The organism is Actinocrinis sp. (genome assembly GCF_035946395.1).
Lineage (GTDB): Bacteria > Actinomycetota > Actinomycetes > Streptomycetales > Catenulisporaceae > Actinocrinis.
In genome coordinates this window covers 1-11,577 of sequence record NZ_DASYZI010000289.1, presented here as the reverse complement: position 1 = coordinate 11,577, position 11,577 = coordinate 1, and the positions used below count along the sequence as shown (strand labels likewise).

General features: G+C 66.9%; 11 protein-coding genes. 8 read left to right on the top strand and 3 right to left on the bottom strand.

What is annotated here, in order from left to right:
* Positions 1-894, bottom strand: an 894-nt coding sequence (locus VGS97_RS17610) for a hypothetical protein (RefSeq protein ID WP_326854653.1), incomplete at its 3' end; no start/stop codon positions are given.
* Positions 895-1,530: 636 nt separating this feature from the next.
* On the opposite strand from VGS97_RS17610, the gene VGS97_RS17605 reads away from it, so the two are divergent.
* Both VGS97_RS17605 and VGS97_RS17600 read left to right on the top strand, forming a co-directional pair.
* On the top strand, positions 1,531-2,157 hold the full coding sequence (locus VGS97_RS17605) for a phosphatase PAP2 family protein (RefSeq protein ID WP_326854652.1): 627 nt from the start codon (positions 1,531-1,533) through the stop codon (positions 2,155-2,157).
* A gap of 498 nt (positions 2,158-2,655) precedes the next feature.
* Positions 2,656-2,856 (top strand): hypothetical protein, encoded by a 201-nt coding sequence (locus VGS97_RS17600; protein ID WP_326854651.1) that lies wholly within the window; start codon positions 2,656-2,658, stop codon positions 2,854-2,856.
* Between the two features lie 226 nt (positions 2,857-3,082).
* On the opposite strand, the gene VGS97_RS17595 is transcribed toward VGS97_RS17600, so the two are convergent.
* Positions 3,083-3,862 carry an alpha/beta hydrolase gene (locus VGS97_RS17595; protein ID WP_326854650.1) on the bottom strand — a complete coding sequence of 260 codons (780 nt, stop codon included), beginning with the start codon at positions 3,860-3,862 and terminating at the stop codon, positions 3,083-3,085.
* Positions 3,863-4,124: 262 nt separating this feature from the next.
* On the opposite strand from VGS97_RS17595, the gene VGS97_RS17590 reads away from it, so the two are divergent.
* On the top strand, positions 4,125-4,382 hold the full coding sequence (locus VGS97_RS17590; protein ID WP_326854649.1) for a hypothetical protein: 258 nt from the start codon (positions 4,125-4,127) through the stop codon (positions 4,380-4,382).
* Positions 4,383-4,460: 78 nt separating this feature from the next.
* On the opposite strand, the gene VGS97_RS17585 is transcribed toward VGS97_RS17590, so the two are convergent.
* Positions 4,461-5,042, bottom strand: a complete 582-nt coding sequence (locus VGS97_RS17585) for a DUF4232 domain-containing protein (protein ID WP_326854648.1) — start codon at positions 5,040-5,042, stop codon at positions 4,461-4,463.
* Positions 5,043-5,404: 362 nt separating this feature from the next.
* Here VGS97_RS17585 and VGS97_RS17580 point away from each other — a divergent pair, with 362 nt between their 5' ends.
* The 5 genes from VGS97_RS17580 (at position 5,405) to VGS97_RS17560 (ending at position 11,382) form a co-directional block, all read left to right on the top strand.
* Entirely contained in the window at positions 5,405-6,562 is a 1,158-nt protein-coding gene (locus tag VGS97_RS17580) for a hypothetical protein (protein ID WP_326854647.1), read from the top strand.
* A gap of 365 nt (positions 6,563-6,927) precedes the next feature.
* Positions 6,928-8,490 carry a sialidase family protein gene (locus VGS97_RS17575; protein WP_349262174.1) on the top strand — a complete coding sequence of 521 codons (1,563 nt, stop codon included), beginning with the start codon at positions 6,928-6,930 and terminating at the stop codon, positions 8,488-8,490.
* A 302-nt stretch (positions 8,491-8,792) separates the two neighbouring features.
* Complete coding sequence (locus tag VGS97_RS17570) at positions 8,793-9,617, top strand: helix-turn-helix domain-containing protein (protein WP_326854645.1); 825 nt, start codon at positions 8,793-8,795, stop codon at positions 9,615-9,617.
* Positions 9,618-9,767: 150 nt separating this feature from the next.
* A complete protein-coding gene (locus VGS97_RS17565) occupies positions 9,768-10,256 on the top strand; it encodes a hypothetical protein (RefSeq protein WP_326854644.1) in 489 nt (162 codons plus the stop codon).
* Positions 10,257-10,581: 325 nt separating this feature from the next.
* A complete protein-coding gene (locus VGS97_RS17560; protein WP_326854643.1) occupies positions 10,582-11,382 on the top strand; it encodes a hypothetical protein in 801 nt (266 codons plus the stop codon).
* Positions 11,383-11,577 lie beyond the last annotated feature (195 nt).

Genomic DNA, 11,577 nt, shown 5'->3' with positions numbered 1-11,577 from the left:
GACGTATTCGTTGCCTGTACCACTGTCGTCCGGCGGGCCGTTGAACGGTTCGAAGGTCTTGCCGTCCGTGCTGACCTGGACTCGGCAGGTGAATCCGCAGCCGCGCACGACCAGCAGCGTTGCGTCGATCGGCTTGGGCAGCAGCACGGTGACATCCCGATGCTCGTTCTGAAGCGTTCCGGGGCAGGGCCCATCTGCGCACGCCGGGTCGTCCTGTGGCTTCCATTGCTGGTCCAGGGCTCCGTTGGTCAGCCCGCACGGGTGCTGGGGCAGTGCCCCTCCACGGCTGTCCTCGACCACGCAGGCCGCGCCGCGGCTGGCGGGAACGGCGTGCCCGGTGACCACCAGGCTTGCTGAATACCGCGCAGGCAATCCGTCGACCGTGCCGGTCTGGTGGCTGACCAACATCGCCTGTCCGTCTTCGAGCACGCGGATGTCGAAGCCGTTGCTGACGTCGGCACGCTTCGCACCTGCGGCGGGATTGTTGTCGCCGGTATCGATCTGGTCCATCTCGACTGTCTCGCTCGTGCCGTCGACCCCTGCGACCGTAGGAGGCCGCAGCACCGCGCGATGCCCGCTCACTGCCAGCGTCGCCGCATCGGCTGCCAACGGCACGGCGACGCTCGCCCCGCCCGCTGCTGATGCCGGCAACAGCAGGGTCGTGGACACACGGGCACCGGTCCCGCGCGCCGCCTCGACGGTCACGGCCAAGCCGTCCTTGTCGGTCAGCCCCTGTGGCACCGCGACCGCGAACCGCCCATTGGCGGCGACGAGGCCCTGTGCGCTTGGCGCCGAACACCCCTGCTTGTCCAGGCAGCCCAAGCCCAAGCTGAAGATCGCCTTGGCGTCGCGCCACGCCTGCTCCGAGGAGCGCAGCACCACCGTGACCGTCACTGTCGTCCCGGCGGCGACATGACCGGCCGTGTCAATGGCCGTACCACGAATCGCCGGCCCGCTGATCGACGCCGGGCTCGCGGGTATGGAACCGCCACGTGGAACACTGCTGCCCGCATCGCCGATACGCGAGCACCCCGCCAGCGCCAGCGGCACCAAAACGCACGTCCCGGCAGTCACCGCCATCGTCGCGCGTCGCCCCCAGCGTGTTCGTGATCGCAAGAGAATCGACACCCCCACCGCAACTCCCTGTCCACCCGTGCCCGTGCTCATCCACGTGTTCATTCGGTCATGGGCTTGCGCGCTTGCGCCACGGCCGGGGAGCCATCACACGCCTGGTAGAAGGGTTCTGACTACGAAGATCCTTCGGCGGGACGGCTCCGTGCGTGACCCAGGCTCGCACACTCGATGTCTCCCGTGAACCGGTGTGGTAGCTCGCCCCGCCTGCTGCATGCCGACCTACGTACCTGGCCGACCGTCGACTGATCGTCGGGACGATTGCGCACGCGGTATCCCCTGGCACTGTTGCCAAACCCTGACACACCCGACGCGTCACCCGGTTCATGCGGCGTTCATGCGGCATCTACACTTTCATTAAAGTTCTACATGTCTGTAGATAGAGAGAGTCCGCCGCGCATGACCTCCAACGTCGCCCCTGCTGCCGTCTCGACTGTCACCACCGCCGACGACGGCTGGTATCGCGACATCACCTCGTTCGCCCAGCACACCGCGTTTCTCCACACCTTCATGTCCGCGTATACGACGTTGAGCATCGGGCTGCTCGGGCTGCTGGCCCTCTACGCCTGGTGGCAGGCGCGCCGCCGCGCGGACCGCACCGCCATGGCCGCGGTCGCCTGGACCGGCCTCGGCACCGCCGTGGCGATCGGTGCCGGACTCGGGCTCAAGCAGGTGTTCGCCGAGGCCCGTCCCTGCCTGGCTATGCACGTGGCCACGGTTCAGCCTTGTCCGGGCCCGACCGACTACTCGTTTCCCTCTGACCACACCATCGTGGCGGTGGCCTTGGCCGTGGGACTGCTGCTCGCCGATCGCAGACTCGGGCTGCTCGCCGCCACCCTCGCCCTGTTCGAGGGCTTCTCAAGGATCTACCTCGGCCAGCACTACCCGCACGACGTGGTGGCCGGCATCATCGTCAGCACCCTGATCCTGCTGGCCGGTTGGGTGCTAGTCCGCAGGCCCCTGATTTCGCTGGTCGCGCTCCTGGAAGGCACCCGGCTGCGTCCCGTGCTGACTGCGGCGCCGTAACCGTAGGCGCCCGCCGCGCCGCAACTCGCAGCTGATGAATCGCCCACCTGCCCGTGACGCTATGCAATGAGGTTGTTGAGTAGGCCTCCTGGCCTTGTCGAACCGGCCGAAGCGTCTCTCAGATGTCCAGCGCGTGTAACGAATCGCAGACGTCTGTTGACGACTCGGGGCCGCTCACCGTGCCCAGGCCTGATAGCCGGCGTCGGCAAGGATCTCCACTGCGCAGTTCAGAGCCTGTCGACCCGCGACCTGCGGTCTGCGGCTGCTACCTGATAGATGAGCCCGGTGTTCGAGCGTTCGCCGAGCGGGAGATACCAGGACCTCATCGCGAAGGATGAGTGCGGCTCGGCGGCGGTCACAGCGTCCATCGGAGTGACGACGAGTTCGGCCTATCTGACGGAGATTCACCCTTGACATGTCCCGGTCTTCGAAGTACACATGATGCATAGCGCTGTTATACAACGCTGTTATGTGACGCTGTTATGGAAGGTTGGGGCCGTGAACACTCAGTCAGTCGACAGGACGCGCCACCTCTGGAGTGACCGCCGCCCGGTCAGCTTCAAGCTCGCACTCCTCGTGGATGCTCGGCCGCCGGCCCGCGCCACGACCATCGCGGCACGCCGCCTTACCGGGCGTCCGACGGACAAGGCCGCGCAACTGGCCTACTCCGAATGGCTACTGACGAAACTCACCGCGTGAATCACTCGCCTGGCTGCCCAGCCCGCGCCGTCCGGCGGCCACGCCTGGGCCGCTGCGCGGTGTGCCTGTAAGCGGTGTACTCGTAATCAGCGTTCTTGCAAAATCAGTGCTCTTGTAGGGTCGGTGTCGTGGCTCAGAACGACCGACGTGTCCGGGGCACCGATTGGGCTGTTCGACATCGCGGTCCGTGCCCAACGGGCCCGCGCGGATCTCCAGGTACGTACATTTACGGCACTCGTGCAGTCTGCGCCGGGTACGTCCCACGCAGAAAGCCGAGTAGCAGTGCGTTGATCTCGTCGGGGCGTTCCATGTTCGGCAGATGGCCCGCCCAGGGCAGTTCGAGGTGCCGGGCCGCTGGCAGTTGCCGCGCCAGCCGGTCGGCGATGAGCCGGAAGTCGGGCAAGTCGTGACTTCCGTGGACGAGCAGGCTGGGGGCCGTGATGTCGCTGAGGTCGAACTCGGTCTGCGCGGCGCCGAACTCCTCTTCGACGGCCAGCTGGATTTCGAAGGCGCGGCGTTGCATGTCACGCAACTTCTCCCGCGCGGCCTCGTCGGCGTCGGGGCCGAGCCAGGTCTGCACGTTGAAGTCGACCGCACCGGCGATGTCGCCGGCTTCGATCAACGCGTTCTCTCGCTCCCAACACGCCTTGAGCTCGTCGGTGGCCTCGTGCTCCGGGTGCCCGGTGGACAGCAACGCCAGCGCGGCCACTCGACCCGGCCAGCGGGCCGCGACTTCCAGCGCTACCGTGCCGCCGCCGGACGCCGCGATCAGTGCCACCCGATCGGCGCCGAATACGTCCAAGAGTTCCAAGACGTCCCGCGCGTCGTCGTATGGTCGATCAGGTGCGGGCGTCTCACCGAATCCGCGCAGGTCACAACGCACCGCGCGGTAGCCGACAGCGGTCAGGGCAGGCATTTGCCGATCCCACATCCGGCGGTCGCACGCCGTGGAGTGGATCAGCAGAACCGTGGGGCCGTCACCGAGCGCGTCATGAGAAAGTGCCATCGACTGCATTGCCTTCCATCCCGTTCCAGTGCTCCAGTGCTCCAGGGTTCCAGTGCTGCGGGGCGCCTGAGCGGTGATCTGGACGCCACCCAAGCCATTTGTCATGTTCCTGTTGGGTCGTTAGACGTCTTGCAGTGCCTACAGGAACTCGGGATATAGCCTGGCTGCCAACTCATCGACATCCCAGCCGGGTCCGTCGACGACCTGGTCTTCGCGATCACCGCAGCGGCCGGTCCCGCTTCGCGACCGGCCGCTCATCGGCTTGTTCGATGTGGAAGCCGACGAACTCGGCATCGTCGAGATCAACACCACAGAGGACGACCTGCGTGCACTGCCCGGCGTCATCGACGCGGGGGTCGTCAACGGCTACCAGATCAGCTCCCCGGACAAGGAGAACTTCTTCATCCGATTTGCGGTCACCGCCGAATCCTTGCGCCAGTTGCGCACCCGAGTGGCGACCGCCCTGAGCACACTCGACTACCGCATCACGGCTCGACCTGAACCTGCCGGCGCCGAATGATCTGCTCGTCCCCGGCCCCTTCGGCGGCGCCGGCAATGGTGGCGCCGCCTGGGGACTCGTTCCGATTCCAGTGCTCAGTCAGTTGTCGGTGTAGAGGGGAATACCGGGGCCGGCGTTGACGGGGTCCACGGCAAGGTAAGTCGGTCCGCCCTTTGCGCAGGCCTCGAAGGCGAGCGGCAGCACGACGGATGCCTTCTGGTTGGGCGGGTAGACGCGCAGTCCGTAGGCCTTGGTCGGCTTGCAGGCGGTGGGCGAGTAGTTGAAGACGTCCACGATCTGGAGGATGACGTGCGCGGTGCCGCCCGGAGTCAGGACAACGGTCCTCGGGGCGATGACGTGGTTCCACCTCGCCGGGCTACCGAGTTGGGCGCCGCTGACGGTGACGCCGGAGACTCCGGGGAATCCGTACAGTGCGCAGCTCGTGCTGCCGATGTCGGAGAACTCCAACGGGATGTAGCTGCTGCCGGCGGCCGCACCGGCGGGCTCGCCGTACCAGACCCGCAGGTGCGAGGTCGCGCATGCGGCGACCGGCGCTTGGGTCCGCGAGGTGGAGACGGCGGCGGTGGCGCTCGTCGCCACGCCCGCGCCGAGTGCGGCCGTGGCCGCCACGGCGACCGCGAGAGCGGCGACCCGCAGGCCCGGTATCAGTTGTCGATTCAAGGTGACCTCCCCAATCACATTTCCAGGGACGCAGCCGACACGTACACGTGCACGCCCCCGGAACTCCGGACCGGAGCGGTCCGGTCACTGTGAGAGACGTCGGGGATCGCGGGACGGTTGAGGGAAGTTTCGGCGGCTGCCCGAGCCCCTGGTGACCGTCGCGCCGTGTGGTGTCGACGCAGTCTGATCATCGGCATCGCACATCTATGCTCTCTGACGTCACCGTTCACGTCACGGTGTGTCAGTGTTCGCGGGCAGCGGGTATCACACGACTGTTCTGTCGCGCACGCGCCGTTCAGGCCAGCGCCCGCCTCAGCTGCCCGAGGCGCAGTCGTCGATGCCACCTGTGGGGAGAACACGACATGTCCAACATCAGTATGCGCATGCGAATACGTATCAGGCCGCTCTCGCTCCTGGCCGCCACCGCGGCGGTGGTCGTCGCCGCCGCGGTGGGCGGCGCGAGCCTCCAGCACCCCGGCGAACCCGACGCCGAGGAGCACGAAGCGGTCTCCTTCGCGCCGAACGCGAGCACCGGCAGCTGCGGGGTGGAGCGCTGGTCGGTGAAGACCGGCACCGACGCCGACAGCGGCCTGATCAACCTGAACATGACCACGAACACCACGATCGCGGCGCTGGGCGCACTGTCCGCACCCGGCAGTCTGCCGTCGAACAACCGGGTGCAGCCGACCGAGACCACGGTGTTCCGGGTGTCGGCGACGCTGGTCGAGTTCAAGATGGAGGCCGACTCGGACTACCACCTCGTGCTCTCCGACGGCGCGGGGCACACGATGATCGCCGAGATACCCGACCCGGCCTGCGTCGGTTCCACCAGCCCGCTGACCTCCAGCGTGATCAAGGCGCGCGGCGAGTTCGACGCCAAGTACGCAGTGACCACCTCGTTCAAGACGGTCAACGTTCCGGTCACGGTCACCGGGGTCGGGTTCTTCGACTTCCTGCACGGCCAGACCGGCGTCGCCCCCAACGGCATCGAGCTGCACTCGGTGCTCGACGTCCAGTTCGGCAGCGGCGGTGGGGGTGGGGGCTGTACGGCGGCGCAACTGCTGGGCAACCCGGGCTTCGAAACCGGCACCGCAGCCCCTTGGACCACCTCGTCGGGCGTGGTGAACAACAGCAGCAGCGAGCCCCCGCACAGCGGAGCCTGGGACGCCTGGCTCGACGGCTACGGCTCAACGCACACTGACATCCTCTCTCAGACCGTGACGCTGCCGTCCGGGTGCGCGACCTACACGCTCAGCTTCTGGCTGCACATCGACACGGCCGAAACGACGACCACCACCGCCTACGACACTCTGACCGTGCAGATCCTCAACTCCTCCGGCACGGTGCTGGCGACCCTGGCCACCTACTCCAACCTGAACCACAACACCGGGTACGCGCAGCACGCCTTCAGCCTCGCGTCCTACGCCGGGCAAAGCGTGACGCTGAAGTTCACCGGTAGTGAGGACTCGGTCGACCAGACTTCCTTCGTGCTCGACGACATCGCGATCAACGTTTCCTGACTCGGATCACGCACTGCGTCGGCCAGGTAGCGGCCGGCCCAGCGCACTGACGCCCGGACGGAGAAGTCCGGGCGCCAGTGCGTGCTGCCTCCGGCCGGGGAGGGCGTTGCCGAACCAAGCGCCACCGCTGCAATCAGTTTCCTGGTGCTGAGTATCGGGTGTTTTTCGCTGAGCTTTCAGTCTTTTTTGAAATGGCGATCACTCAAAGATCGCGCCCGTGTCTCGGGGGCGGCAAAAAATCACGCCTCCCACCAGGGAAAACATGGCGCTGATCTCAAATATCAAGCTTGGTTGCGCGCGTGTCCGGCTGGTATTACATTCAGAAATTTGAGGCTTTAATCAGGTGAAGAGGGGGTTTTGTGAAAATGCTGCGAAGAGCTGTTCCAGCCGGCGCGCTCGCGTGCAGCCTCGCGCTGGTGATCTCATCGCCCGTGGTGGCGGCCGTCTCGCCAGTGCTCATCACCGGACCGTCGCCTTATGCCGCGTGTTCGCAGTTCGACAACTCGCTGACCGGGAGCACCTTCCCCAACGCGGAGGTCGAACCGCAGGCGGCCGTGCACGGCAACACCGCGATCGCCATGTGGCATCAGGACCGCCGCTCGGACGGCGGCGCCCGCGGCATCGGCGTCGGCTTCTCGACCGACGGCGGCGCCAGCTGGACCGAGACGACGATCGCCCTGGACGCGTGCAGTGCGAACGCACCGCAGGCGCTCAGCGACATGTTCCGCGCCTCGGATCCGTGGGTGTCGATCGGCCCTGACGGGATCGCCTACGCGTCGGCGCTCTCCTTCAACAGCACGGCCCCGAACAACGCCAATGCGGTCGTCGCGGCTCGTTCCACCGACGGCGGCGCGACGTGGGATCACATCCAGCCGGTGCCGGGAGCGTTCTTCCAGAACGCCGTCAACAGCACGGACAAGAACTCCACCACGGCCGACCCGACGAAGAACAAGACCGCTTACACCGTCTGGGACACTCTCCAGCTGCCCACCGACAACCCTGACGACAACCCGCACACGCAGGCGTCCAACGGTCCCGCGTTCTTCTCCAAGACCACCGACGGCGGCCAGACCTGGAGCCAGGCCCAGGTCATCGTCGACACCGCCACGCGGACGCAGACGATCGGCAACGTCATCGTCGTCGACCCGCGCAACGACACGCTCTACGACTTCACCGACCTGATCGTGCAGCCCAATACCCCCTTCCGGGGCGCGCGCAGCAACGCGCAGCTGGCTTTCGTCAAGTCGACCGACGGCGGCGCCACGTGGACGCAGCCGACGACCATCGCGCCCTTCAACGCCGCCGGGGTGATCGACCCCAACACCGGCAATCCCGCACGGGTCGGCGACGGGCTCGAATCGGTCGCGATCGACCCCTCGAACGGCAAGCTGTACGCCGTCTATGAGAGCTCGACCATGTTCACCAAGAACGCCAAGCAGAGCGCCGGCGCCTGGGACGACGAGATCCTTCTGGTCACTTCGAGCGATGGCGGCGCGACGTGGAGCGGGCCGGCGGTCATCCACAAGCTCGCCAACGACATGCCGACATTCACCCCGACCGTGGCCGTCAACGGCGGGCGCGTCGCGGTGACGTACTACGACAGCCGCAACCTCCAGCCGGGCCAGACGGCCAACTGGCCGACGGACTACTGGGCCGAGTACTCGACCGACGGCGGCGCGACCTTCGGCGGCGAGCAGCACATCGCGGGCTCGTTCGACTTGTCGACGGCCCCGGTGGCGCGGGGATTCTTCGTCGGCGACTACGAGGCCCTACAGCCGAGCGGCAGCGGCTTCCTGTCCGTCTTCGTCAAGACCAACTGTGACGCGCCGTACCCGTCGAGCAACCCGTTGTGCGCCCCGGCGAGCAGCAACACCACACCGACCACCAACACGAACCCGAACGACGTCTTCAGCGCGACACTGCCATAGCACGAGATTGATTCGCCCCGGCCTGCTCGGATGGCTTCGAGCAAGCCGGGGCGAATCGTTTGCCGGGTGGATCAGTCGGCGAGCGCGGGGGAGGGCGGTCAATCGTTCCGGTCTCGCCAGTCAGGCCAGGCGGACCGCTAGATCATGGGGCTGATATCCTTGGGGACGTGCTGCGGATCCACTTCACGTTCGCTGACCTGGCGACACTCCGCGTGGCTGAGCATGCTCAGCGTGGAGCGGAAATACTTTTCAGCCTCCACGTTCTGCACACCCGGACCCGCGATCTCCGGTTCCGCCGCTGGATGCCCGTCCGCCGTTCGCCGGCCGCGGCGCTGCTCGCGCAGCTGTACGTCCCACAGGTCCTGCCCGGCTTCCTGGCTCCGGCCGTCGCGCCGCAATGGCACGACACCCGGCTCAATGCCCTGCGTTTCGACCCCGACCTGCGCCGCGCGGACATCGAAATCCTCAGCCGCTACCGGCAGATCACCCCGCTGGTCCAAGCGCTCGCCGACAACGACGCGCATGCCCGTACGCTGTTCGCCCGAGCGCTGGGCGCCTATCAGAAGGCTTCACTCGACGGCTGGATGTCACAGATCGACGGCCTCGTGCGCACCGAACACCACGACTGGGCCCGGCTGGCGGCCGCCGGCCCGGACCATCTGCTCAACAACCTGCACCCCGCGCTGTCCTGGAAGCCCCCGGTGCTGCACCTGGAGAGCGCGGTCGACGCGGACATCCGCCTCGAAGGCGTCGGGCTGCTGATCCAGCCCACCTTCTTCGGCGTCGGCAGGCCGTGGCTCGGCCGCATCGACACACCGCGCCCCCAAGCGGTGCTTTACGTGCCGTTACGACGGCAACTGCCGTTGGGCGAGCACGAGCCCGAGACCCCGGCGAGCCTCACCCGCCTGCTGGGAGGCACCCGGGCGAGCGTCCTTGCCGTGATAGCCGACGAAGGGCCGAGCACGACCGGCAACATCGCCCAACGACTGGACTGCTCACCCTCGGCCGTGAGCAACCACACGGAAGTGCTGCGCGAAAGCGGGCTGATCACCACGGTGCGCGACGGCCAGAGCGTCCGGCACACGATCACGGAACTCGGCACGCTCCTGCGGCGCGGACCGCGATAGGGCCGCCCTGGTAGCTTCGCCTCATGCGCCACGCGCGGCCTCTGCTGAGCATCCGTCAGGCGTCGACCGGGGATCTGTTGGTGCTGCCGATGCGGTTGGCCGATGAAGGCGCCGGCCCGGTTTTCGAGTTCGGGGATTGAGAGTTCGCAGGTGAAGGCGCTCGGGTTCGACCGCAAGGAGACCTTGCTGCGGGTGTACAGATCCGGCTCCGACTGCGTGTTCAAGCTGATGCTGTCGATCGACCGGGATGACTACCGACCGGGGATCAGTTTCAGCGAGTTCTACGACTACCTGCCGCGACGCGGCGATGCGGGCCGCGAGTATGCGTACGGGGTGCGCACCGGTTTGTCGTCTCTGGGCCGCCTCGTGCGTTTCTTCGATACGCGGCCCGGCGAGCCTGCGAGCCCCTTCGACGACAAGCTCACAGGGCCCGATGACGACGCGCACGGCGGGTACGCGCCTGGTCATCACCTGGAGCACCTGGAGGATCGGCTGGTGCACCACTTCCGGCAGCTTGTGGCACGCGGCGAACTGGGCGACGCGTTGCCGCTGCGCGAAAACCGCGACCGTGTGCTGGCCTGGTTCAACGAAGCGGAAGTGCCGGCCGAACCCGACGACTGGAGCTGGATCGACAGCTAGGGCAGGCGTACAAGACCACCACCACTGTGTTGCTTACCTATACGTCATACATATCTATACGTCCTGTTGGTGTGTAAAGGGCGTGGCGGGGACCAGAGCGGCATATGGGCAGATGGCGGGCCGCATCCATGATCGGCCCAGCGGTCGTCACGGGCTTCTGCGTCTTGCAGTATTGTGCCTTCTCGATACCTTGCCGTATGGCAAGTGGCGGTGCGTACGTTCGCATGAAAGTCGAGTAGCGACTGCTTGAACTGTCGCTCGCGATCGATCCGTTCTCATGGAGATCGCTGAGAGGCATGGCGTCGAGCTTGGGGGACAGGGGACCGTGACCGAACCTTACGATCCGGTGGGGTCGTTCAAAGACGGCTTCACGTCGGCCGACGGGATCGCCGGTCCGGCGTTGCCCGATACCGCGCAGACGTTGTGGGTCGCGCACGGGCACGGCGTGACGCCGGATGCGGCAGAACGCGGGTGGCCCTCCCAGGACGGCGTGACTCTCGTCGACCCCTCCGCGTTATCGCAGGCCGTGGCTATCACGGCCCGTCCCGCCGCCGCGTACGAGCCCGGAGATGCGCCCGAAGACCGTCGCCCCGTGGACCCCACGGTCTTGCGTTTCGGTCCGGGTGTGCCGACCGCACGCGATGGCGGCCTGGACGCGAACGTGGTCGCCGCTTGGCACGGTGAAACCCGCCAACCTCGGCGGGGCGGCGCTTCATCCGGGCCCAGCCCTCGGTGGCGTCGGCTTCGCGGCTGGCTGCTGCCCGGCGCCGTGCTCCTCGCGGTTCTGATCTACGTGCTCTGGCCGCGGCACAGTGCGCCGATCGCGGTGCTCAGCGCTCAGGTCACCACGGGCTCGACCGGTCCCGCGTGTGATCGCGTCGTCACGTATACAGGCACGATCGAGACCAACGGCAACTCGGGCACCCTCACATATCGCTGGCTGCGCAGTGACGGCACGGCATCCGGTCCCTTCCAGCAATCGGTCGCCGCGGGTGAGAAGGCCATCCAGGTCACCCTCCGCTGGACGATCGCCGGGCACGGCGCGTTCCGTGCGACCGCGTCCCTCCAGATCCTCTCGCCGGCGCAGAGCACGGCGACGGCCGCGGTCGCGTACTCCTGCGGCTGAGCCGGGTCGAGTCGAGCCGGGTGATTCGCGCTCAGCCGGGACCGGATGAGCGTCCTTAGGGCTTGGCGCTAAATAATCTTTACGTGTTCTGATTGTCCTGCCATGGTTCTGCTATGGCTGTCACCATGGAGATCGACGAGCGGGTGCTCGCGGTGAAGTTCGAGGCGATCCTGCCGCACCTCGACGAGCGGCAAC